Genomic DNA, 23,773 nt, shown 5'->3' with positions numbered 1-23,773 from the left:
TACTCCATCGCGCGCGCCGAGCTCATCGCAGAGCAGGTCGGCCGGTTCGCGACCCAGCACGTTCACCAATTGGCGGGACATCATGCAAATCTTGCGTTCTGGATCGCTGAAGCGGCGGCAGCGGTCCGAGCCATTGACGACTATCAGCATCGATTTCGACAACTCCAGGACGCGCAGCTCTCGTGGGTGCGGCAGCACGACACAAAGATCACGAGATACTGCCCAGTCTGCCGCGGCGCATGTGAATTCGGTCCGCAGACCCCGGACCGTCCGCGTCGTGTCCCATCCGAAGACCTCGCCGCTGCGCGCGAGGCTGTTCGACGCGCGGTCCGGCAGTTTCTCGTTCGGCTCTATCACGCGGGATTCGTCTCCGAAGCCGAGGTCCGCCGGTCGGCTGACCTCGTTGGTGCTTCGATCGAGCCAGAGGACCTGGAGCGAGGTGACGAAGCTCGCTGACCTGGCGGTGCACCCGACGCCTGATCTCGGTCGCTTCACTTCCTCGGCCCGGCGCGGGTGAACGCCGACCCGTCAGGTACGCGGAGTGCGAGGAATGCTCGTTGTCGCGTCGGGGAAGAGGCTGGACGGAGGTTGCCAGATGACCGAGGCGGAATGGCTGGTGTGTACTCGGACCAACCCCATGCTCCGCTTCCTGCTCGGACTCGGTCCGAAAGAGCTGCGGGTCGTGGACATCAAGACGTTTCCGGCCTGCAGGGGGGGTGACCGCAAGATGCGGCTGTTCGCCTGTGCATGTTATTACCGCGTGCGCGCCCTGCTCCCCGATGAGCTCGCAGAAGCAGCAGTGGAAACAGCGAGCCGTCACGCCGATGGCCTGGCCACGCAGGAGGAACTCCAGGCAGCCGAGGCTCTGGTCCGGCAGGCGCTCGACTCTCTGGAGGGTAGGTGGCGGGCGTCCCATGGGGCCGAACGTATCTCGCTCCAGCCGACGCACGACGCGCTGGCCCTGAGCTTTCAGGTGGTTCGGCCACAAGCTCCGAAGGCCGCGTACTACGCCTCGTCCAATGCTTGTTTGGCAGCTGCTGCCATTGCCAATCCTGGCGCCGCGCCTGAGGATGCTTCATTCTCCGCCAGCAGCGCCGCGGAAGAGCGCGCTCAGGCCGGCGTACTCCGCGACATCTTTGGCAACCCGTTCCGCGCGGTGGCATTCGACCCGCGCTGGCGGACCTCGACGGCCGTCGGGCTGGCTCGGCAGATGTATGAAAGCCGCGTCTTCGGGCCGATGCCGATCCTGGCCGACGCCTTGCTGGACGCCGGGTGCGACGACGCCGACGTGCTCGGCCACTGCCGTGGCGACGGGCCGCACGTCCGCGGGTGCTGGGTGATCGACTCGCTGCTCGGAAGGAAATAGGTTGAGCGCTCGATCCCGGATGGGCCCGTCTCGACGACCGGCAGGTCGCCCACGCCGAGCGGTCCTGATCCTCCCGAGTGTGCCGCGCACTACGAGGACGGGTCGGGGCGACCTGGGCGCGCGCGCCTGGGCCTGGTATGCTCCACATATCGAGACCGATGCCCCTGTCAATCTCCAACGTCCGCGAGTTGTTGCGCCGCGCAGATGCGGGGCGCTGGTGTGTTCAGACAATCGACGGCTCGGGCGAACCGTGCAAGTGGCTGCCTGTTGTGAAATATTCCGCTCGATTCAATCCGACTCAGCACGCGATCGGCTTGATCGATTCTGGCGAGTGGACATGTCAGTACGCGGATGGCCTGCGTGTCGCGCGGCCGAAGAACCTGGTGGGGTTCATGCCGGTTCTTGAATTCGACCGCCCGACGGTCCTATCTATGATTGATCAGGGCCTCGCAAGCCAGGGTGTCCCATCAAAGGTCCTTCGCACGTTTCCGTTCGACGATCTCCTCGTTCTCGCACTCGAAAGTTCGTCGCATTGGCGACAGCATGCCGAGGCATGGGTCGACTCAGGCTACCCGCCGAACGACCGCATCGCCGCGCTGCTGCCGCGAAATTCCCGCGTCCGGGAGTGGGCGGAGTCCCGGATCGACGCCATTCTCCGAGGAACGTAGAAGCTCCGCACGTTTTTCATTTTATTAGACCGCCAACAATCAGAAACCAGGAGAGAGTACGTCATGCAGGATGAACAAGCGGCGGCGCCAGACGACACGGCGGTTCGGGTCGCCTTGTGGCGTGCGCTGCACGTGGAAGCCGATGCGCCGCCGCACGTGTTCGAAGACGACGTCGGGTTGAAGCTGGCGGCTCCGGACGACGGCTGGCGCGGCCGTCCGGACATGAGCCCGTTCGCGCGGCCCTTCCGCGCCTCCATCCTGGCCCGCGCCCGCTTCGTCGAAGATCTCGTCGCGGAGCAAGCCGCCCGTGGCGTCGGGCAGTATGTCATCCTCGGAGCGGGCCTGGACACCTTCGCCCAGCGTCGGCCGGAGCTCGCCTCCCGCCTGCTCGTGTTCGAGATCGATCGGCCCAGCCCCCAGGCGTGGAAGCGCCAGCGCCTCCTCGACCTCGGGCTCGGCGTTCCATCGTTCCTGCGGCTCGTGCCGGTCGACTTCGAGGCAGGCGACGCGTGGTGGGAGCGGCTGGCGGCCTCGGGCTTCGACTCGGGGCGGCCGGCGGTCGTGGCGTCGACCGGTGTCAGCATGTACCTGACCAGGGACGCCATCGCGGCGACGCTGCGCCAGGTCGCGGCGCTCGCCCCGGGCTCCACGCTCGCCATGTCGTTCATGCTTCCGATCGAGCTGGCGGACCCGGAGGTGCGCCCCGGGATCGAGCGCGCGGCAGCGGGGGCCAGAGCCAACGGAACGCCGTTCATCAGCTTCTTCACGCCGGCAGAGATGCTGGCGCTGGCCCGAGATGCCGGCTTCGGAGAGGTCCAGCACGTATCGGCCGCCGCGCTCGCCCAGCGCTACTTCGCGGGCAGGACGGATGGCCTTCGTCCGCCGAACAATTCAGAGGAATTGCTGGTGGCGACGACCTGAATCAACCGGTCTAACCCGTCGTTGGACCGATCCGAGTTGCATCTACTTCACCATGCGGAAGCTCGCGTGCCGTAGCCAGGAGCGCGCGAGCGCCGCGTCTCCGTAGTGGGAGCGCGCCGTCACGAACAGCACGCCCGTGACCCCACCTGGATTCTCGATCCTGACGGGCTTGTCGTCTTGAAGGCCGTCCAGCTGTAGACCTATCGCCAGCGACCCACCGAAGTCGATGACTCCGCCTTCCGCCTCGGCCAGGTCGATGCACAACCTGGCAAGCAACCGATGATCTTCGTCGTCGTTGCACATCGCGGCGAATGAAACGACGTCTTCTGGCGACCATCCGAGCACCTTCGGGAGGCCCGCCTCGAGGACCTCGGATATCGCCTCGGGATATTCGGGCCCAACGGTCAGAATGAACGGGCGTCGGTCAACCCAGAAGTCGTCGCCACGAACATCATCGGCGATGCGCGAGATCGCACTTCGAAGCGCGGTGACTCGCTCCGCGCTCATCTTCGACGGCAGCAACACGGACGCCACGGGACCAGCCATTCCTCGAGCGTACGCTCTCGATCCATGGCCGTCCACCGAGGCGTCGCATCCGCCGAGCTTCGAGGCTTCGTCCGTCGTCCTGAGGAGCGCTATCCTGAACGAACATGGGCAGGTGGCGTCGGACGGCCTCCGGTGAACGGAGGACACCTCGTATCGCGGGTGCCGCCGTCATGGCGCTGGCCGCGCTGCTGTTCGCGCCCGCGGCCGGCGTGCGCGGCGATCCGCTGCCGCCGCTGCCGGGACCCGCGCCGCAGGGGAGACCGCAGGGCTTCTCCGCGCGCATCGAGAACCAGCGTTGCGAGGCGTGCCACGAGGACATCGCGGCCGAATGGCGCGCCTCGCTGCACCGGCAGGCGTTCACGGATCGCGTCTTCCAGAGGTCCTACGCGCTCGAGCCGCTGCCCTTCTGCCGTGGCTGCCATGCGCCCGAGGCCGATCCGGCTCACCACCCCGGCGCGGACGCGCAAGCGGTGGGCGTGGGGTGCGTCACCTGCCATCTCGTGGCCGGCGAGGTCGTCTCCGCGCGCGGCCGGGACGCGCGCGGCGGCGCGCACGCGGTCCGTGGCGACGCGCGGCTACCCCATGGCGCAGGACAGCATGCGGGCCTTGTCGCGCAGGACCGATCCGTGCGACTTTCATGGGGGAGGTCATCCAGGACGACGATCTGGACAGACCTGGTCCCGCCGCTTCGGTTGACCAATCGACCGATACTGGAACGACGACCCCGGGCGTCACGTGGTAGCGCTGGTGGCTATGAATGGAGTGCCTCGGTGAAGATCGGGAAGCCCGTACGGATTCTGATGTCCGCGCTGCTCGCAGGCGGCGCCGCAGGGGCCGTTGGAGGGGGTCTCTATTCGCGCATCGAGGTCTTGTCGGCCGCTGCGGCCATGGTCGCGCTCGTGCCCGCATGGTTTCTATGGGGCGGTGTCGTCGACCACCTCGATCTATCGCTTCGCCGCCGAACGCGCGACGCAGTTTGGCTGCTCACGCGCGAAGGGCAGGCGTGGTTGTCCTCGACGGAAGGAACCGCATGGTCGAACCGTCATGACAAGACGAAGCGGCGCATAACGTAGCCATGGGAACCTGGGGCCATCGGATCTTCGAGGACGACTTCGCGGTCGAGGTACGCGCGGATTATCTGGAACGCCTCTCTTCGGGCGCCCCCAGCGAGGCCGTCACGACCGAGATGATCCGCACCTACGGCGTCATGGACACGGACGAGGAACCCGTGTTCTGGTTGAGCCTGGCCGCCATGCAGTTCGAGTACGGTCGGCTGGACCCGAGCGTCAAGGCCCAGGCGCTTCGGGTCATCGACTCTGGCGCAGCGATGGCGGCCTGGAATGGGGACGCGAAGCGGCGCGCTGTGCTCGAGGAGCTGAGGGAGCAGTTGAACGGGCCACAGCGCAAGTCGAAGCGCGCCGCGACCCCGAAGATCCCTCGCCTCGTCCAAGGTGACGTTTTCTGCTTTCCACTCGATGACGGTCGGCTTGGGTTCGGCCGCGTCCTGATTCCCGAGCGCAAATACGGTTGGTACGCGTTCTACCTGACCTCGTCGGAACGAGATGGCGAACTGTCCGTCGAACATATCGCTGGCTCTCCGGTGGCGTTCGTCGTCACGTGCAACAACGCTGGCTTCCGAGACCGCCGATGGCGTGTGATCGGTCGTCTTCCGCTCGAGTCACATCTCACGAGGCCAATTCTCTTCTTTCATCAGGCGGCCGGAAGCCCGTCGTGCCTTGTCTTTGACATGTGGGATGCGAATCAGGATGGAAAGGAGATCCCTGCTTCTGAATGCGTCGGAATCGACCGGTGGGGTGCGTTCTCGCCGCCGCACGTGGCCGCCCGTCTGAAGGGCCTTCTCGCCGGCGAACCTGATTCATGGCGGCTTCATTCCGGTCCGGAGTCGCATGAGCGCAGGTAAATGCCTGAGGCGCAGCCGAACAAGCCGCTGCTGTCCGTGTTGCCCCTGCGGCGCGACGCGCCGGCGCGTCGTGTACCCTCACCTCGCGCCATCCGAGGGCGCAGGCGGCTACCAGGACTTTCTTCTCCATGTCACGCCGATGCCGGCGTGCTTGCCGGTCGGCCACCTCCGGGAGCCTGCTCGTGCCCGATTTCCGCGGGTCTGCATGGGCGCTCACGGACGGGCGACGCTCGGCGCGGCCGCGGGCGGTGGACAGCACGACCCATCGACGGCGCGCGGTGGGAGCGTGGGTGCGATCCGCGGCCAGACGAATCGACGCCGCGTCGCGGCGTTGGCACACAAGGACGAAGCTCCCGGGGCAGTGTGCCAGCCTCTGACCCTCGTGTCATGAGGGGCTCCGGCGGCGCGTCCACGCACCGCGGCACGGACGGCACGAGCTCCTCGACAAACTCGCCGGACCCGCAAGGGCCGACCTGTCTCCAGGGCACCGACACCGACGCGTTACAATTTCGCCGTGAACGGTACGTTATTTGCAATGGGCGTGAAGCGGAAAGGTTGCGCTTCATGTCCAATCAGCTGCCGTCGTCTTCCTCTGGTCGATCATGGTCGTCCCGCACGCGAGCCATCTCGCTGTTCGCCCTGCTTGCCCTCCCGTCTGCCGTCTTCGCGGCGGGGTGCGCTGACAAGCCGGACAACATCTACAACTACTATTACACGGACGGGGAGGGCGGCGCCGGGGGCGCCGGCGGCGCCGGGAGTGCCGGGGGCGCCGGCGGCGCGCCCGAGCCGTACCCGGGAGCGCCGGTGGCGGACACCGAGGTGGCCGAACTCGCGCTCGACGTCTTCGGCACCGTCGGCAACCGCTACTGGTTCGCCGTCTCGGAAGAGCAGCTCGAGTACATGAACGAAGGGCTCGGCGGCATCGGGGGCCCCATCAAGAGGGACGCATTCGGGGACATCTACTCACCGACCGGGGAGGACACGACCTTCGCGGATCATCTGTGGGTGACGACGGCCGGCGCCGAGGGCAAGACGGCCGACTACGGCAAGGTCCAGGTGGGGGTCGCCGGCCAGTCGACGCAGCGGCCCTGGACGAAGCGAACCATCCCCAACCTCAACATCGACGCCGACGAGTTCGTCGAGAAGCAACGGCTCGGCGGCTTCGAGCACGTGCGCTTCAACAACGGCCAGGTCGGCAGCATCTTCCGCGAGCGCCTCACGCTCGATCTCTATGCTCGCCTCGATTATCCAGCTCCCCTGACCAACTACGCCTGGCTGTCGAGCAACGTCTGGGGCGCGGAGGTGGCCATCCCCTACATCGTGGTCGAGCGCTACAAGAAGGCGTTCTGCACTCGCCTCGAGGGCGAGCTCGGCGGCGGCTGCGCCAACATCTGGGAGTTCGCTGGAGACTTCGCCGTCGACGTCCCGGGGGGCGGCGGGATCCCGCTCCCCATCGACATGGTGCCGTTCGGCGCGAGCGTCTTCGACGATTCAGAGAACTGCCAGCTCAAGGAGTGTGACAACACCCGCGCGAAGGAGCTCGAGGAGCTGATCGCCGAGACGCCGCCTGGCGAGGGCTTCAAGGCCGCGCTCGAGGGCTGGATCGACTGGCCGGCGTTCCACCGGTTCCAGTGCCTGTCGTGGGTGCTCGCCACCGGCGACGACGCGATCCACAACAGCAACAACGTCGTGCTGGTCGAGCGGGCCGATGGTCTGTTCCAGTACCTGCCGTACTCGGTCGACATCAGCCTGGGGCAGAGCTGGTATCCGGTGGTGCCCCTGGCCGGCACGAACACGCTGGCGCGCGGGTGCCAGAGCGAGCCGGCCTGCTGGGCCGACACGATCGCGGCGTGCGAGGAGGTGATCGAGGAGTTCACCGCGCTGGACCCGAACGCGGTGCTGAAGGGTCTCTACGAGCAGCTGTCGGACGAGGGCATGCTCCGCTCGGGCGACGAGCAGCGATACGAGGAGCTGGACGCCTGGCTCACCCAGCAGCTCGAGGTCCTGCCGGTGGAGCTGGAGAGGAACCGCGAGCAGCCGCAGCTCTGCATGCCTCCCCAGATCGATTGCGGCGGCTACTGCGGCTTTCCCCAGGACTGCGGCCTCTGCGTTCCTCCCCTGGTCGACTGCGGAGGTTACTGCGACTATCCCAAGGAGTGCGGCGGCGGCGGAGCGGGCGGCGAAGACCCGGGTGCTGGAGGCGCGGGCGGAGCCGGAGGGGGCGGCGGCGACGCGGGCGCCGGCGCAGGCGGCGGCGACGCGGGTGCGGGCGGAGCTGGCGGTAAAGCAGCGGACTGACGCCGGCTGAACCCAGAGGGAGGGGGCTTCGCCGTGGAGCTCCCTCTCAGGGCGAAGCCTCGAACAGGCACCGCGTGATCGGGATGGCGACGTCTTCCCAGACATACAGGTAGTATTTCGTGCCAGGAACGAGCTCCTCGGGGCTCCCCTCGGCCGGATAGCCCTGCTTCGTGCCCGGTGGGACCTCGCCGTAGGTGATCCCGCTCTTGACGGGCTCGGCGCTCGAGGGCACGTCGAGCCGCCAGATCGTCCCCTCGGGCAGGTCGAGGTTGGGCGGAGCGCCCGGGTTCTCGGCGTTCGCCGACAGGACGTAAACGTAGCGGGCGTCGCCGCCGCTCCACGTGATCTTGCCTGCGGCGTCCACGCCTTCCCCTGCCGCGCAGTCGCCTGGCACGTAGAGGCTCTGTTCATGGAGCGGCCCGCCGAACGGGGTCTCGTCCGCGAAATCCTCCTTCGTGAATCCGCGGCGCAGGAGCTCGCCCTCGAAGAACGCGACCATGCGCGCCGGGTCCGTGGAGGGCAGGCCGCTGACGTCACGGGAGAAGCCGTTGTTCTGGTCCGGCGGATACGCGCCGAGCGCCGCCGAGGAGACCCAGCCGGCGGCCAGCGCGAGGCCCGTTGGATAGAAGCTGTCGCTCCAGACCGGGCCGGCCTTGATGTACCAGTTCGACGGCCCCGCGGCCGGCGCGGCCTTCTCCGAGTGACAGCACACGCACCCGCACGCCTCGGTCTGCTCCGTGACCCAGGCGAGCTCGCCGAGCCATTGCGGATCGGAGAGGCGTGGATCGTCGCTCGGCGTCTTGTAATCGGAGGGGGGCGCCGGCCAGTACGGGCGCTGCGTGAGGACCGGCTCGCACGACGCGTAGTCGGTGAACAGGCGGCCGGGCTCGGTGCAGCCCGAGATCGCGCCGAACGTGCAGACCTTCCCGCCGCTCTGCCCTGCCGGCTCGCCGGCCATCGGGTCGACGCAGACCTGCTCGGGCCACTGGAAGACGGCGCCGCCCGTGCCCACGCCGCCGCCGGGCTCCTCGGCCGCGCCCTCGCAGGCGTCGGGCTCGAACCGGCCGCCGCCGAACATCTCGCAGCCGCGCTGGGTCGAGGCGCACTGGCTCGTGTCGCCGCCGGGGAAGATGAGGGTGTAAGCGTCGTCGGTCCCGCCGCCGAGCACGCACCGGCCGAGCGTCTCTGGATAGGCGCAGCTCTCGCCCCCGGTGAAGGTGGAGCCCTGGAGCGCCTTGCAGTCGGCCTCCGCGGCCTCGGCGGTCCAGCCCGCGCCCGTGTACTCACGACACTCCTCGGCCGGGCTGAAGGGGCTCGTATAGACGCAACGACCCGGCGACCCGGAGGCCTCCGGGGCCCCGGATGCGGCGTCTTCCTCTGTCTGCTGGCAGGCGCCCAGCCCTCCCAAGGCCGAGACGACGAGCGCTGCGCCCAGCATCACGTGCGGTGAACGGAGGAGCTCTTGCTTCACGGTCGAATCTCCTGAACGTCGCTTTCGGACGACGTTGATTGTGATCTATCCCACGTATCTTCCCGGTGAGCGTCCGTCGGTATATTGTTTGTTCATGGTTGTTCAATTGTCGTCCAATCTTTTTTTGTGTGAGGTATGTATGCAAGAATACGTTCTTGCGCATGGCGCCATTCGCTTGGAGGAGGCGGAGGCGTGTCCAGGGGCGTTGGCCCGCGCCCGCGCGGGGATCAGGCGGCGACGAGGCTCCTCACCGGAGCGCGCCGAGGCCGAGCGAGATGCAGGGCTCCCCGTCGCGCAGCGAGATCCCCGCCAGCTGCTTCTCGGGCGGGTACATGTACCCGAACAGCATGCACATCTCGTTGTCCCCGTAGCCGAACGTGAGATCGTGGTCCGACGTGTTCCGGAACCTGCACGCGTACCGGAGGGAGTCGCCTTCGCCGAGCGTGAGCGCCGGCCGGTAGACCTCGATGTCGCTCTCCAGATCGAACGCCCCGCCCTCGTAGATGCGCGCCTCGCCGCCGTCCGCGCGGACGACGTCGACATCGAAGGCATCGGCGTAACGGTGCGTGTGCGGCATCAGAGAGACGATGTTCCCCCCGAACGTCGAGCACGTCGTGCCGACGGTCTGCGTGGCGCGCGGCGGGACGAGGAAGTCGTTGACGCTCAAGACGAACGGCACGAGCTCTTCCGTCCGCTCCGAGAGAGGCATGGTGAAGAAGTCGTAGGCGAGCTCGACGACCGCGGGCTCGGGCGACGTGTTGAGCAGGTGGACGCTCGTCGCGATCTCGCGGGACGGTTCGAGGGTGAAGCCCATCCCTTCCGGGAAGACGAGCGTCTCCTCGCCGACGACCTGCGTGGAGCTCGCGAAGAGGACGTCCGGGATGGCCGCCGGCAGCGTACCGAAGGGATCGTCGGCGCCAGGATGGCAGCCCGGGTAGGGGTTCGGCCCGAACGATGGATTGACCGGCTTGGCGATCACGTTGCTGTGATGCAGCCCGGCCGTCGCGTAGACGCGCGCCGCGTGGACGGTCGTGCTCTCGATCGCGGGGAAAGGCCATGAAACGCAGAAGGTCGCCTCCTCGCCGGGCGCCATGAGCCGCGGCGGCGCGATGATCCTGAAGCCGCTGCGCGGCGGCTCCGGCAGCGCGAGCCGGGTGAGCTCGGCGCCGAAGGCGACGACGTTGTCCCGGTCGACGCGCTCCTCGGGCTCGTAGCGGGCGGCGGGCTGGACGCACCGCCCGCGAAAGCGCTCCTCGCCAGGAGCGCACGCGTCCGGCGGCGACGGCTCGACGCCCGCGCAGGCAGGGAGAAGAAGAATCCACAGGAGACCCGTCGAACGTGCGATGTCCCTCGGGACATAGCGAGTTTGGAGATGTTGCATCACGAATCATTTGCGGCCGACAGCCTCTCACGGGAAGCCTCGACTGCGGATCTCGCCTTCAGAGGGAGGGCGCCCTCGCGCGGCCAGGGCGGAGCCCGGGGCGAAGGGGACGCTCCCGGCACAACCGAGGACGGCTCGGGCTTATGCGGTCCATCCGCGGCGGCCGCCGTCGCCGGGCGGCGTCGGCGCGGCGACTGGTCCGCCAGCACCGGCGCTCGCTCCGCCCGCGGCAGCGGCCGCTCGCCGGCCCGCGACCGCGTCGCCTATCGCAGAGCCGACCGGAGCGTCCCGCCCACCTGTCCTCCGGCCGTGGCCGAAGGGCCGCCTACGTGGACACCCTGTTCACCCGGCTCGACGCTGTGCACAACATGGGGGTGACGTGGTCGTCGCGGATCGTCTAGCATCCCCGTGCCGAGGGGCAGCGCGCCCCACGATCCCCCGCATCGCCCGACCACCACGCAGCGTGGTCCCAGCTCGTGGAGAAGACAGCATTGAGCGAGCAAGCAATCGAGCCGGCCCTCCCCGTCACCGCTTTCGAGAGGCGCTTCAAGCACCCGCCGGGGCTCGTGATCCTCTTCTTCGCGGAGATGTGGGAGCGCTTTTCCTATTACGGCATGCGCGGCCTCCTCAAGCTGTATATGGCGAACTACCTGTTCGTCACCGCGCGAGAGGCCTATCAGGGGTGCCGGCAGCACGCGCAGCCATGCGATCTCGTCGCCGGTGATCCGACCACGGTGTTCGCCTGGCAGTTCATCAAGGGCCTGCTCCCGAGCGCGCCCGGCGAGCAGGCGTCCATGCTCTACGGGCTGTACACGGGCCTCGTGTACCTCACGCCGTTCTTCGGCGGCATCCTCGCCGACAAGGTGTGGGGGCAGCGCAAGACGGTGGTGATCGGCGGCGTCTTGATGGCCATCGGACACTTCGTGATGGCGTTCGAGAACTCGTTCTTCATCGCGCTGCTCCTGCTCATCCTCGGCAACGGCGCGTTCAAGCCCAACATCTCGACCCAGGTCGGCAGCCTGTACCCGAAGGGTGATCCGCGCCGCGACGGCGCCTTCACCATCTTCTACATGGGCATCAACCTCGGCGCCTTCATCTGCAACTTCGTGTGCGGCACCCTGGCCGCCGTCTACGGCTGGCACTACGGCTTCGCCGCCGCGGGCGTCGGGATGTGCCTTGGGCTCGTCGTCTACCTGGCGGGGCAGAAGTACCTCGCCAAGGACAACCTGATGAAGACGGCGGAGGGCGTCGGCGAGCAGAAGCAGCCGCTCTCCAGCGACGAGTGGCGGCGCGTCGGCGCGCTCGTGGCGCTCTGCGCCCTCAACGTCGTCTTCTGGGCGGTCTACGAGCAGCAGGGCAACACGATGCAGAGCTGGGCCGACGAGAAGACGGTGTGGCCCACCGTCCTCGGCTTCCAGATCCCGTCGACGTGGTTCCAGTCGGTGAACCCGCTCTGCATCATCCTGTTCGCCCCCCTGCTCGACGTCTTCTGGCGCTGGCAGGCGAAGCGCGGCACCGAGCCGACCAGCGTCTCGAAGATGGCCCTGGGCTGCACCATCCTCGGGCTGTCGTTCATCGTGATGATCCTCGGCGCGCAGGCCGTCGGCGACGGCAAGGGCAGCCTGTTCTGGCCGGTCTTCTGCACGCTGCTGCTCACGATCGGCGAGCTCTACCTGTCGCCCATCGGCCTGTCGCTCGTGACCAAGGTCTCGCCGGTGCGGATCGTGTCGATGATGATGGGCATGTGGTTCGTCTCGAGCTTCCTCGGCAACACGCTGAGCGGCTACCTCGGCATCTTCTACGAGCGCTGGTCGAAGGACATGTTCTTCCTGATGCTCACCCTCCTCGGCCTCGGCGCCGGCGCCGCGATGTTCGCGTTCAACAAGCCGCTGCGCCGCGTGCTCGGCCAGCACTGATCCGCACCGCGCCCGGCGCGGCCGCGCGCCCTCTCCGCGAGGGCGCGGCGCGGCGTCAGGGCGCCCGCGCGCCGGCGGGGTCGACGATCCGCTCGTCGAGGGTCGCGAGCCGCCCCTCGGGCAGCGCGCTCCCGATGGCGGCGACGGCGCGGCGGACGCTCTCCAGCGTGCTGCACGAGGCGACGTCGACGAAGAGCCGCCCCGACTCGGGCCAGGAGTGCAGGGCGACGTGCGATTCGCCGACGACGGCGCACGCGGTGATGCCCTGCGGAGAGAACGGAACGACCACCATCTCGAGCAGGGTGAACGAGCCCGCGGCGACGGCCGCCTCCAGCGCCCCGCGGAGCGCGGCCGGGCTGTTCAGGAAGTCGGAGGGACAGCCCTCGAACAGGGCAAGAGCGACGAAGAGCTGCATCGGTGAGCGGGCGCGCGCGGCGGCCCGCGCCGGCCGCCCAGGGTAGCCGAGCCCGGGCACCGCGGAACCTGAATCGGTTTCACGATGGGGGCAGGCCCTCCTCGGGCTGGGCCGCTCGGCACGCCCTTCCCCCCGCCGCGCTAGGGCCGCCGCGCGACCTGGACGACCTCCCGCACGCGCTGCCCACCCAGGTCGAAGCGCCCCTCGAGCCCCGCGAACACGAAGCTGTTCACGCGCCTGCCCTGGACCTCCCAGCCGCGGATCGACCCCGCGGTGTTCTCCCAGAGGAACAGGTTGAGCCCGCCGCCGATCGTGGGCCCCAGCGCGACGCTCTCGGACATGCGGACGTCGATCACCGCCTGGAGTCGCCCGAGCTCGATCCCGTGGGTCACCGTGTCGCCCCTCACCCCCGCCGGCGCCGCGATCCACACCCCCGCCGGCGTCGCGGTCCACACCCCCGGCCGCGCCGCGGTCCACAGCGCCCGGTAGCCGGTGCCCAGCGAGATCACCGGATCGACGCGCTCGAACGGCGCCAGGTGAAAGCTCGCCTCCGCGCCGAGCGTCACGCCGCGCACGTCGGCCCCTCCCTGCGCCATGTACTGCTCGTACCTCGACGTCAGCCCGAGGCCGACCTTCGGCACCGCGCGGTAGACGAGCTTCACGCCCACGCCCGCCCCCGGCCCCGCCACGTCGCGCAGGCGCCGCTCGCTCCCGATGTCGCCGAACCCCTGCGCGTATCCGAGGTTGAGGCCGAGCTCGAGCGCGTTGGCAGGCGCCCCCAGCGGAGAGCGCAGGTAGCTCGGCGGGACGTCGCCCCCGAAGTCCTGCGCAGCGGCGACGCTCCCGCAGAGCACGGCGACCGCTCCCGCGGCGATCGCGACCCCGGTGTTTGCCTTCATTGCGGATCCTCCTCGCTGCGCGGCGCCGCGAGGACGGCGGATCCGATCCGCGCGCCACGCCGGGAACGCCGCGCGCCGGGGCGCGAGCATCGCGTGTGCCACGGAGGCGGCGAGCAACACCTTCCCGGTCGCGGACGGGCCGCCCGCGCCGCGCGTCAGCCGGCGTGTGCGTGTGTCGACGAGCGGCGGCAGCCGCCCGCGCCGCGCGTCAGCCCGCGCCTACCAGCGGTGGAAGGCCGGGTGCCCTTCCTTCACCGCCACGAACGTCCCGCGGCACGTCGCCGTGACCCGCCCGCCCGCCTCCAGGGTCGCCTCGACCACGACGCGGTCGCCCTCCGCCTCGGCGACCTGCGCCCGCAGGTGCACCGGGCCGCCGAGCGGCGTCGGCTTCTTCAGCTTCACGTGGAAGTCCGCCGTCACCGTGCACGGCGGCGCGTCGGCCCCCCGCGCCTTCATCAGGTGGTAAGCCGCGGTCCAGTTGGAGTGGCAGTCGAGCAGCGCCCCGATGATGCCGCCGTTGAGCATCCCGGGGAACGCCTCGTGGTGCGGCTCCGGCGTGAAGTCGCAGACCACCGCGTCGCCCTCGACGCGGCTCTTCAGCCGGAGCCCCCTGTCGTTCGCCGGCCCGCAGCCGAAGCAGCGGCCCTGCGGCGAGTACCTGTCCTGCAGGCTCGCCGCGTCGCCGCTCACCGGGTGCCCCCGACGAACGCCTCGTCCATCAGCATCTTCTGCTCGAGGAGGTGGCTCGCGCGCGAGCCGGTCGCCGGGCTCGCGCTCGGCGCGCGGCTCACGCACGAGAGCGGCAGCCGGTCGCCGATGCGCTGCCGGAGCACCGCGAGGATGTAGTACCAGGCGCCGTAGTTGCGCGGCTCCTCCTGCACCCACACGAGCGGCGTGCCGTCCTTGTAGGGCGCGAGCGCGTTCACGATCTCCTCGTTCAGCGGGAACAGCTGCTCCAGCCGCAGGATCGCCACGTCCTTGAGCCCGCGCGTCTCCCGCGCCAGCGCGAGGTCGTAGTAGACCTTGCCCGAGCAGAGCAGCACCCGCTTCACGTCCGCCGGATCGACCCCGCTCGTATCGGGCAGCACGCGGTGGAACTTGCCCTCGGAGAGATCCTTGATCGTCGACACGGGCCGGTGCGGGCCCTTCGACGTCGCCGGGACGCGCAGCAGGCTCTTCGGCGTCGCGATGATGAGCGGCTTGCGCCACGGCCTGTGCACCTGCCGCCGCAGCACGTGGAACAGCTGCGCCGGCGTCGTCAGGTTGCACACCTGGATGTTGTCCTCGGCGCTGTTCTGCAGGCAGCGCTCGATGCGCGCGCTCGAGTGCTCCGGCCCCTGGCCCTCGTAGCCGTGCGGCAGGAAGAGCACGATGCCGCTCAGCCGGTGCCACTTGTCCTCGCTCGACGTGAGGAACTGATCGACGATGACCTGCGCGCCGTTCAGGAAGTCGCCGAACTGCGCCTCCCAGATGACGAGCCCGTCCGGGTAGTCGAGGCTGTAGCCGAAGTCGAAGCCGAGCACGCCCGCCTCGCTGAGCGGGCTGTTGAACGCCTCGAAGCGCGCCGGCCCCTCGGCCACGCGCGACAGGGGCGCGTAGCGCGCGCTCGTCTCGACGTCGCGAAGCACCGCGTGCCGGTGGCTGAAGGTGCCGCGCTGCACGTCCTGACCGGAGAGCCGCACCGGCGTCTTCTCGGCGAGCAGCGACGCGTAGGCGAGCATCTCGCCCGTGCCCCAGTCGAACGGCTCGCCGGCGACGAGCTTGTCGTGCCGCTGCTGGAGCGTCGGCAGCACCTTCGGGTGCGCCTTGAAGCCCTCGGGCAGCTCGAGGAGCTTCTCCGACAGCGCGATGAGCTTCTCGGCCGGCACGCTCGTCGGCACCTCCGGCGTCGCGTGGTCGGCGCCGCCGCGGTAGTGCGACCACACGCCGCCCATCGAGTACAGCACCGGCGCGAAGCCCTTCTGCTTCACCTCGTCGAGCGCGGCGGCGAGCGCCTCGCGGCGCCGCACGACGATCTCGTCGGCCTTCTCCTCGGTGACCTGCCCGAGCTCCATGAGGCGCCGGACGTACACCTGCCGGACCGTCGGCTTCTTGTCGATCGCGGCGTACATCCGCGGCTGCGTGTAGCGCGGCTCGTCGCCCTCGTTGTGGCCGTACCGCCGGTAGCAGTACATGTCGATGATCACGTCGGAGCCGAAGCGCGTGCGGTAGTCGATCGCGAGCTGCGCGACGTGCGCGACCGCCTCCGGGTCCTCGCCGTTCACGTGGAACACCGGGACCTTGAGCATCCGCGTGATGTCGGACGCGTAGCGGGTCGAGCGCCCTTCCATCGGATCGGTCGTGAACCCGACCTGGTTGTTCACGATGACGTGGACCGTGCCGGCCGTCGTGTAGCCCTTCAGGTTCATCATGTTGAGCGTCTCGGCGACGACGCCCTGCCCGATGAACGCCGCGTCGCCGTGGATGAGCAGCGGCATCACGCGGCGGCGCGCGTCGGCGGCGCCGTCGGCGAGCCGGCGGTCCTGCTTCGCGCGGACGCGCCCCTGCACGACGGGGTTCACGAACTCGAGGTGGCTCGGGTTGAACGTGAGCGTGAGGTGGACGTTGCGCCCGTTCTCGAGCGTGCGATCGGTCGAGTAGCCGAGGTGGTACTTGACGTCGCCGCTGCCGAGGTGGCGCTCCGCGTTCTTGTCCTCGAAGGCCGCGAAGATCTCGCGCAGGCTCTTGTCCATGATGTTCGCGAGGACGTTCAGCCGGCCGCGGTGCGCCATGCCGACCACGATCTCGTCGACCTCGTGCGCCCCCGCGCGCTCGATGATGAGGTCGAGCAGCGGGATGAGGCTCTCGGCGCCCTCGAGCGAGAAGCGCTTCGTCCCCGCCTCGTAGGACTTGTGGATGAACTGCTCGAAGATCTCGGCGTCGGAGAGCTTCGTGAGGATCCGGAGCTGCTTCTGGCGGTCGAGCGTGAGCCGGTTGCGCGTCGACTCCATCTGCTGCTGGAGCCACTGGCGCGCCTCGGGCTCCTCGATGAACGTGAACTCCACGCCGATCGAGCGGCAGTACGTCTCCTCGAGCCGGCGGATGATCTCGCGCAGCGTGAGGACGGGCGGCACGCCGGCGAGGTCGGTCGTCGGGAAGGGCAGCTCGAGGTCCTCGACCCGGAGCCCGAAGTTCGTGAGGTCGAGCTCGGGCGGCGTGGCGGGCGGCAGGCCGAGCGGGTCGACGTGCGCGAAGAGGTGGCCGCGCACGCGGTAGGCGTTCACGAGGGCGTAGACGCGCGCCTTGATCGCGGCCTCCGCGAGCACCTTGAGATCGCGCGAGGACTCGGGCGAGCTCGGGTGCTCGCTCAGCGTCCGCGCGAACGCGGCCTCCAGCGTCTTCGCGGCCTCGCCGTTCGTGTTCGTCTTGCCATTCCCGTTCCCGTAGCCGTGCCCGTTTCCGGGCCGCAGCACCTGGTGCGGGATGGTGGGCGTCGCCGCCGGAGCGGGCAGCCTGCTCGGCGTCGCTCCGCCGTTCTTTCCCTCGAAGAACGAGCGCCAGCCGGGGTCTACCGACTCCGGGTTCTCGAGGTACTGGGCATAGAGCTCCTCGACGAGCCCTGCATTGATTCCGAAATCAAGCTGCATCGTGGTCGGCGTGCAAATAACGCGTGTCGGGCCGGCACGCTAGAGTCGTTTTCCGATGACTTCGCCTCGTGGGGCGGAACATCGTCCGGGCAAGGGGTTCGACCGCCTGGAGAAACGGTAGGGAGAAGCGGTAGAAGGGGGCCATGGATCAAGACCGCAGAACCCCGGGTCGAGGACCGGCGCCCGCCGTCCTCCCCTTCGATCGCTTCCGGGACCACCTCTTCCACGAGCCCAGCCTCGGCCTCTGGCTGGACGTGAGCCGGATCCGCTTCGGGAGCGACTTTTTTACCACGATGGAACCGCGAATTCAGGCGGCGCTCGCGGAGATGGCGGCGCTCGAGGGCGGGAGCATCGCGAATCCCGACGAGGGCCGCCGGGTCGGTCACTACTGGCTGCGCGCGCCGGAGCTCGCGCCCGAGGCGGCGCTGCGCGCGGCGATCGAGGAGACGAACGCGCGGATCCTGAGCTTCGCCGCGGACGTGCACGCGGCGCGGGTCCGGCCGGAGCGGGCGGCCCGCTTCAGCAGGGTGCTCGTCGTCGGGATCGGCGGCTCGGCGCTCGGGCCTCAGTTCGTCGCCTCGGCGCTGGGGACGCCGGCCGATCGGATGCAGATCCATTTCTTCGACAACACGGATCCTGACGGGATCGATCGCACGCTGGACGCCATCGGGGACGATCTCGGCGCGACGCTCGCGGTGATCATCTCGAAGTCGGGCGGGACGAAGGAGACGCGCAACGGGATGCTCGAGCTCGAGGCGGCGTACCGTCGGCTCGGCCTCTCGCTCGGCGCGCACGCGGTCGCGGTGACGGGGGAGGGCAGCGAGCTCGACCGGTATGCGACGAAGCACGGCTTCCTGGCCCGCTTCCCGATGTGGGACTGGGTCGGCGGTCGCACGAGCGAGCTGTCGGCGGTCGGCCTGCTGCCCGCGGCGCTCCAGGGGCTGTCGATCGTCGAGATGCTGCAGGGTGCGCGCGAGACGGACGAGGTCACGCGGTCGAAGGAGGTTCCCCGGAACCCCGCGGCGCTGCTCGCGCTCGCCTGGTACTCGGCGACGGGCGGCGCGGGCCGGAAGGACATGGTGCTCTTGCCGTACAAGGACAGGCTCGAGCTCTTCTCGCGCTACCTCCAGCAGCTCGTGATGGAGTCGCTCGGCAAGCGGCTCGATCGGCAGGGCAAGGAGGTCTTCCAGGGCATCGCCGTGTACGGCAACAAGGGCTCGACGGATCAGCACGCGTACGTGCAGCAGCTCCGTGACGGGCTCGACAACTTCTTCGTCACGTTCATCGAGGTGCTGCGGGATCGCGCGCCGTCGCGCGGCGTGCTCGAGGTCGACCCCGGCGTCACGACCGGCGACTACCTCGACGGCTTCCTCCAGGGGACGCGCAAGGCGCTGACCGAGAGCGGGCGCGAGTCGATCACGCTCACGATCGACACGGTCGACGCGCGCGCCGTCGGCATGCTGATCGCGCTCTACGAGCGCGCGGTGGGCCTGTACGCGTCGCTCGTGGGCATCAACGCGTACCACCAGCCCGGCGTCGAGGCCGGCAAGAAGGCCGCGCAGGAGGTGCTCGATCTGCAGGCCAAGGTGCTCGCGGCGCTCGGCGCGAGCGCGGGCCGCGCGCTGTCGCTCGCCGAGGTCGCGAAGGCGGCGGGCGCGGACGACGTCGAGACGGTCTTCTGGATCCTGCGCCACCTGGCGGCGAACCCGGAGCGCGGCGTCGCGCGGGAGGTTCCGCAGGGCGGCTCGCCGTTCGACGCGACGTACCGTCTGGCGCGCTGAGGGGGCTCCCGCGCGGCGCGGAGCGACGCCGGCCTGGCCCGGCGGCGCGCGCGCCGCGCGGTGCTGCTCGGCGACGCCGTGGAGGGCCGGTTGGTCGGCAGGGAGGGGGCGTGAGCCGGCGAGCGCCGTCGATGGGCTGCGCGGGAAGGGCGGCGGGGGGTTGCGACATGGGTGGGTGCCTCGCGGAGCAGGCGGCGGGCACGGTGCGACATGGGCGGGTGCCTCGCGGAGCAGGCGACGGGCATGTCGCGATATGGGCGGGTGCCTCGCGGAGCAGGCGGCGGGCACGGTGCGACATGGGCGGGTGCCTCGCGGAGCAGGCGACGGGCATGTCGCGACATGGGCGGGTGCCTCGCGGAGGGTAGTGGCTAAGGTTGGGTGATTCTGGCCAAGTTTGGCCAGATGCACGGACGTCGTCGCTAAGCTTCGGCCCCGAAATAGGTGCTGCCCGCGGGTGTCTCACCACCCCGGGCAGCGTGGCCGACACCTCACACGTAGCGCGAGGTCCCGACGATGCTGACCGTAGTCCGTTCGCCTTCGGGCGAGCAAGAAGGCGAAGGTGCGCCCGCGCGCCGTCGCCGAACCGCTCCCTGTCTCTCACTCACACCTACCCAGCGTAAGCGTCTCAGAGCGGCACTGAAAAACCTCAGGTCCGCCTATGGCAGCTGGTCCTGCGTCGCCTCGGTCATGGGCATGTCGCCCGTGACCCTCCAGGGCATCGCTGGCGGGCGCGACGCTGGCTCTCCAGCGACCGCGCAGCGCGCCGCCAAGGCGGCCGGCATCCCGGTCGAGCAGTTGCTCGGCGGACCAGTCTCCGTGGACAGGTGCCCGGCATGCGGCGCGCGCCGGGGTGCCCCATGAAGCCCCGGCGGAAGGGGGCGAAGAGCCAGCCGACCGCGCGACATCCCCGGAAGCGACCGAGCATCGAGGCGATCATGGCCGAGCGCTCGACCATCATGGCGGTCATCGTCGCCAGCGGCGTCCCCGCGCGCGATCGAGCCGATGTCTTCCAGAACGTCGTCATGGGCGCGTGGCGCTCGATCAAGCGAGGGCTCTACAGACCAGCCCCGTCGGACGACCCCCGGAAGGCCCTGCGCGGCTACCTCTACGCGGTCGCGAGGCACCTCTCCATGCACCACGTCAACAGCGCGTGGGAACGGCGCGCCGTGCTGACCGAGCAGCCGCTTGGCCTGCTCCGCGATCTCGTCGGGCCCGACCTGGAGGCGCAGGTCGCCGCGCGCGAGGTCCTGGACGCCATGGCCGAGCTACCGGACTGGCAGGTCGAGGCGCTGCTCTCCGTCGACAGTCCGGAGTCGCTCGTCGCGTACGCCAAGCGCCGCCGCATGAACCCGAGCACGGCAGCGTCCAGGCTCAGGATCGCCAGGGAAGCGCTGAACTTGAGGCTCAGGAGGTGGCGGCGGTAGGCCACCGCGAGGCGGCCCAGTGGGCGATCGGCGCGTTGGACCGGCTGTACGTGCGCGGCGAGTAGACTGCGACTGGGTGCGCGCCTCGCGCAACCCGCCTACGCACTACGTATATCCTCAAGATATATCAGCTTACCTCTCTTCTCACCGACCACGGTCACCATCGTGTCCCACATTGGTCTAACAATGTCAGTCATCATGCCTTTTGGTACGATGATTGTGTGCTTCTTCTTGTGCTCATCCACTATTTGGATTCGATCTCTACCAGTGATACTCGCAAGCTTTAGTCGCCCGGTTACGGAAATCGGCTCTGTGCGAGTAGCGCCAGGCTTCATCAGCGCAACGTCATCAGACGCAGAGCGTTGCGAAAGCGAGATTCGATTGTTTGCCCGCGTCAGAGACGCCTCTTGCTCGTACCCAGTGGACAACAACGCAGTGAAGCCCACAAGCTTCACTTCTCGCCCATCTGGCTTCATCCGCCTGGCTAGACCCACGAAATTCTTGTAGTAGCTGTCGTTGCCGATGATGCGCTTGAGCCTCTCCTCGTCCTCGCTGTTATAGATCGAGAGGCACATTAACAGTTCTTCCAGGATCTGCGCCGGCGGGGCATTGTCGAACAATGTCGCCTGACGCTGCGCAACCCTAAACGATACTGCGAAGCTGGCAGCGCGCGGGACACTTATCTCTACCTCAAAGTTGTCTCTAACCTGTCTACTGCCATGCTCTGAGTATTCGGCGCCGCACTTCCTCTCTGCCGTCCGGTAGAACGCCTTCTCGAACATGTCAATGCGCGGGAGTACATATTCAGCTCGGCCAAAGCCGAGAGATATCGAGCCTCCCGCAAGAGCCAGTTGCACCTCATCCTGCGACAGTTCTACGCCGCGGACTTCCATGTGGCGGGAGAAGTACACTTGCTCCAGCACGTCCCTAAGCTCTTCTGCGATCTCATGTGGCGGGTCGCCAGCGAGGGCTATGGCCACCAGCCGCTCCGCCTCTCTAATCTCGCCGCACTCAAGGGCCAAAGTGGCTGCGCTACGAAGCAGCACCGAGCGGGTAGGCTCAGAGTTTGGAATGTCGGCCACCATAATGGCGGCCTCTCGCTCGTGCTGCAATGCGTCTCGGTTCAGGCGCAAAGCGCGCTGCCTGTCGCCGCGACGCTGAGCTGATATGGCCTCATCGGCCAAATCCATCGCTTTGTCGTGGAGCTCTCGTACCGTCGTCATCTCTTGGCCAGATTGGCAACGGGGAGACCAAACTCAACTATGACGACGTACGCTGGGAGCTTCGTGTTGTCTGACTGCTCTGTCTGCTTCAGCTTCTGTTTCGTGCGCGCACGGACAAGCGTAGGCGTGCCAGTTCTTATGCCAGACACTTCCAGCCGCGCCATGTCGTTGAACAGTAACGGCTGTTTGGGGTCTTCGGTTCCCAGCCAGTAGTCAAAGCCTGTCGGTTTGCGAGAACGACGAACGACCTCGTGATCGCATAGCACCTGTCGCATGATCAGGATTGCGATGCAGCACGCCCCCTCCTCGGTAGCTTCATCTGGATCGTCGTAAGTGCGACGCATCTGGTCTGTGACGAATTGCCAGTGAACCGTGAATGCGCACTCGAAAGGACCGGCAAGGCGCAAGGTGACGCCCGTCTCATGCCCCTCCTCACTCAGGCATACTGCGCCACACTCGGCCAGGCGTTCACCTGTTGCAGGAGTGAGCCCAAACATCCCCTTGGCGAGATCCATGAGGATGAGCTGTCGCGGCAGGTCTCGTTCGCGCGGTATACCGTCGGCCATGGCGCCCGCTGGCGATGCTACGCCATGGCTGTGCCGTGGCCAACAACCCAGCGCTGCCCGCCGCCTTGTCATGCGGGCGTACTCGACGCGCCGCGTCGGGCTATCGGCTGTGACACCCGCTGCCCTAGCGCCCCCTCTTCCGCGCCATCCGCAGCGATGAAGCTCTGCCTCGTGCGACATCCGCTAGTATGACCGCAGACGATCCACAAACAAGCGGAATTATTATGGATCTCCGAACAGATCCAACTGCACCATCCTGCGTGGCACTGGCGGCGGCGGCTCCGGCTTGGGCCCCTCGGGAGGCGTAGGCGCCACGGGCGCAGTCGGCGCGCTCCCGACCAGCCGGAGGAACCCGCGCCCGTTCGGTAGCGCCCGCGCTGGCGCCGTGGGTGTCCCAGCGGGCGGCTCCGGGAGCTTGAGCGCCTTGGGCTTCGGGGGCTCCGTGGGCGCCTCGGAGAGCGCCGAACTCGCGGCCAGGTGCGCCGAGGCAGATGCCGACGGGCGCTGGAGCGAGTAGAATGCTCATCTATGACGCTGATTGTAGCAGTGCTTTCACCTGAATACGCACTCGCGATGGCAGACACCCACGTGGTGATTAGTGGTCCAGGATCTGCAAATCTCGGAGACGGCGCAACACATGTCATCGACCAAGGTTACCGCATGGTCGTAGACGGCCATCCAGGCTTGCCAAAGGTGATGTTCAACACGGCTCTAACGGACGCCGTGGGGTCCTCCGGCTCACGCGACGCCCAAGCGCCTTTTCTTGGGCTTCAGGATGACCTGGCTGGAATTGAAATAGATGAGCGTATAGCGGAGCACTTGGAGCTAAAATCTGAATTCCGCAGTTATCATGCTTTGCCACCGGGGTCGTATACCACCTACTCGGCCCTCCACGCGTACCGCGCGGGCCATAGGTTTGTGGCGACCCGGATTAGCTCTGGCCCTGGTAGTTTCTCGCGAAGGTGCTACCGGAGCAATAAAGAGCACCTCGAATGGGCAGCCATAGGATCCGGCAAGGCTCATGCTGTGTCGTTTATGGGGCGGCAGGAAGTGCGCAAAGAGTGGGCTAAGCTGAGTACGCAACTCGCGACCAGCGGTATAGACCAAGTGCTCGCGTTTTGGGGGAGAGTGTTTGCGTTCGTGAGCACCGTCGACGAGTTGGTGAACAGTATGGTGTCAGCGTGGGTCCTAGGCTCCGAGTCGGAACAGTGGCAGTGGCGCGGGCACCGGGTCTTCGACCCTGGTGGCGGAGCAGAGCTCCCGCACTCCTTCGCCGCATGCACATGGAAGATAGAGCGCGAACCAGACGCCGACGTGGCCGGCTAAGATGCGGCCACCGCCGGCCACGTGC

Annotated in this window: 19 protein-coding genes and 1 pseudogene; 10 read left to right on the top strand and 10 right to left on the bottom strand. The window is 68.2% G+C overall.

What is annotated here, in order from left to right; all coding sequences use genetic code 11:
- The first annotated feature begins 595 nt into the window (after positions 1-595).
- The 3 genes from WME82_RS31040 (at position 596) to WME82_RS31030 (ending at position 2,955) form a co-directional block, all read left to right on the top strand.
- The gene (locus WME82_RS31040; RefSeq protein ID WP_438038269.1) at positions 596-1,366 is read left to right on the top strand and encodes a hypothetical protein; all 771 of its coding nucleotides are present in this window, start codon (positions 596-598) and stop codon (positions 1,364-1,366) included.
- A gap of 158 nt (positions 1,367-1,524) precedes the next feature.
- Positions 1,525-2,034 carry a hypothetical protein gene (locus WME82_RS31035; RefSeq protein WP_438038268.1) on the top strand — a complete coding sequence of 170 codons (510 nt, stop codon included), beginning with the start codon at positions 1,525-1,527 and terminating at the stop codon, positions 2,032-2,034.
- 63 nt (positions 2,035-2,097) lie between these two features.
- Entirely contained in the window at positions 2,098-2,955 is an 858-nt protein-coding gene (locus WME82_RS31030) for a class I SAM-dependent methyltransferase (RefSeq protein ID WP_438038267.1), read from the top strand.
- A gap of 42 nt (positions 2,956-2,997) precedes the next feature.
- Here the strand turns inward: WME82_RS31030 and WME82_RS31025 are convergent, their stop codons facing one another.
- The gene (locus WME82_RS31025) at positions 2,998-3,489 is read right to left on the bottom strand and encodes a DUF6368 family protein (RefSeq protein ID WP_438038266.1); all 492 of its coding nucleotides are present in this window, start codon (positions 3,487-3,489) and stop codon (positions 2,998-3,000) included.
- Between the two features lie 182 nt (positions 3,490-3,671).
- Between WME82_RS31025 and WME82_RS31020 the strand changes: the two genes are divergently transcribed.
- From WME82_RS31020 to WME82_RS31010, 3 genes are all read left to right on the top strand, one after another.
- Positions 3,672-4,574 (top strand): multiheme c-type cytochrome, encoded by a 903-nt coding sequence (locus tag WME82_RS31020; RefSeq protein WP_438038265.1) that lies wholly within the window; start codon positions 3,672-3,674, stop codon positions 4,572-4,574.
- Between the two features lie 2 nt (positions 4,575-4,576).
- Entirely contained in the window at positions 4,577-5,422 is an 846-nt protein-coding gene (locus tag WME82_RS31015; RefSeq protein ID WP_438038264.1) for an immunity 26/phosphotriesterase HocA family protein, read from the top strand.
- Positions 5,423-5,986: 564 nt separating this feature from the next.
- Positions 5,987-7,720, top strand: coding sequence for a CotH kinase family protein (locus WME82_RS31010; RefSeq protein ID WP_438038263.1), 1,734 nt, complete (start codon positions 5,987-5,989; stop codon positions 7,718-7,720).
- Between the two features lie 46 nt (positions 7,721-7,766).
- Here the strand turns inward: WME82_RS31010 and WME82_RS31005 are convergent, their stop codons facing one another.
- Both WME82_RS31005 and WME82_RS31000 read right to left on the bottom strand, forming a co-directional pair.
- Positions 7,767-9,191, bottom strand: coding sequence for a proteinase inhibitor (locus WME82_RS31005; protein ID WP_438038262.1), 1,425 nt, complete (start codon positions 9,189-9,191; stop codon positions 7,767-7,769).
- 247 nt (positions 9,192-9,438) lie between these two features.
- Positions 9,439-10,572 (bottom strand): hypothetical protein, encoded by a 1,134-nt coding sequence (locus WME82_RS31000; RefSeq protein ID WP_438038261.1) that lies wholly within the window; start codon positions 10,570-10,572, stop codon positions 9,439-9,441.
- A gap of 491 nt (positions 10,573-11,063) precedes the next feature.
- Here WME82_RS31000 and WME82_RS30995 point away from each other — a divergent pair, with 491 nt between their 5' ends.
- On the top strand, positions 11,064-12,488 hold the full coding sequence (locus tag WME82_RS30995; RefSeq protein ID WP_438038260.1) for a peptide MFS transporter: 1,425 nt from the start codon (positions 11,064-11,066) through the stop codon (positions 12,486-12,488).
- Between the two features lie 55 nt (positions 12,489-12,543).
- On the opposite strand, the gene speD is transcribed toward WME82_RS30995, so the two are convergent.
- The 4 genes from speD to WME82_RS30975 form a co-directional block, all read right to left on the bottom strand.
- Positions 12,544-12,963, bottom strand: a complete 420-nt coding sequence (gene speD, locus WME82_RS30990; RefSeq protein WP_437765766.1) for an S-adenosylmethionine decarboxylase — start codon at positions 12,961-12,963, stop codon at positions 12,544-12,546.
- 80 nt (positions 12,964-13,043) lie between these two features.
- Complete coding sequence (locus tag WME82_RS30985) at positions 13,044-13,802, bottom strand: hypothetical protein (protein ID WP_438038259.1); 759 nt, start codon at positions 13,800-13,802, stop codon at positions 13,044-13,046.
- A 219-nt stretch (positions 13,803-14,021) separates the two neighbouring features.
- A complete protein-coding gene (locus WME82_RS30980; RefSeq protein ID WP_012238299.1) occupies positions 14,022-14,492 on the bottom strand; it encodes a PaaI family thioesterase in 471 nt (156 codons plus the stop codon).
- Positions 14,489-17,428, bottom strand: a complete 2,940-nt coding sequence (locus WME82_RS30975; protein WP_437740099.1) for a 2-oxoglutarate dehydrogenase E1 component — start codon at positions 17,426-17,428, stop codon at positions 14,489-14,491. Before WME82_RS30975 ends, WME82_RS30980 begins: the two co-directional genes overlap by 4 nt.
- A 143-nt stretch (positions 17,429-17,571) precedes the next feature.
- Here WME82_RS30975 and WME82_RS30970 point away from each other — a divergent pair, with 143 nt between their 5' ends.
- Both WME82_RS30970 and WME82_RS30965 read left to right on the top strand, forming a co-directional pair.
- Positions 17,572-19,209, top strand: a complete 1,638-nt coding sequence (locus tag WME82_RS30970; RefSeq protein ID WP_437740098.1) for a glucose-6-phosphate isomerase — start codon at positions 17,572-17,574, stop codon at positions 19,207-19,209.
- Positions 19,210-20,144: 935 nt separating this feature from the next.
- A complete protein-coding gene (locus WME82_RS30965; RefSeq protein WP_438038258.1) occupies positions 20,145-20,633 on the top strand; it encodes an RNA polymerase sigma factor in 489 nt (162 codons plus the stop codon).
- 98 nt (positions 20,634-20,731) lie between these two features.
- Here the strand turns inward: WME82_RS30965 and WME82_RS30960 are convergent, their stop codons facing one another.
- The 3 genes and pseudogenes from WME82_RS30960 to WME82_RS30950 form a co-directional block, all read right to left on the bottom strand.
- Positions 20,732-21,856: a hypothetical protein gene (locus WME82_RS30960; protein WP_438038257.1), complete on the bottom strand. Its 1,125-nt coding sequence runs from the start codon at positions 21,854-21,856 to the stop codon at positions 20,732-20,734.
- Positions 21,853-22,371, bottom strand: coding sequence for a hypothetical protein (locus tag WME82_RS30955; protein WP_438038256.1), 519 nt, complete (start codon positions 22,369-22,371; stop codon positions 21,853-21,855). The genes WME82_RS30960 and WME82_RS30955 overlap by 4 nt, the downstream gene beginning before the upstream one ends.
- Positions 22,372-22,644: 273 nt before the next feature.
- Positions 22,645-22,887 (bottom strand): annotated as a pseudogene (locus WME82_RS30950) (IS1 family transposase); the annotation flags it as partial.
- 63 nt (positions 22,888-22,950) lie between these two features.
- Here WME82_RS30950 and WME82_RS30945 point away from each other — a divergent pair.
- Positions 22,951-23,748: a hypothetical protein gene (locus WME82_RS30945; RefSeq protein WP_438038255.1), complete on the top strand. Its 798-nt coding sequence runs from the start codon at positions 22,951-22,953 to the stop codon at positions 23,746-23,748.
- Positions 23,749-23,773: the final 25 nt, after the last annotated feature.

The organism is Sorangium sp. So ce128 (assembly GCF_051525245.1).
GTDB lineage: Bacteria > Myxococcota_A > Polyangia > Polyangiales > Polyangiaceae > Sorangium > Sorangium cellulosum_B.
Note: the sequence above shows the minus strand (reverse complement) of the source record. Positions and strands in the feature narration are given on the sequence as shown.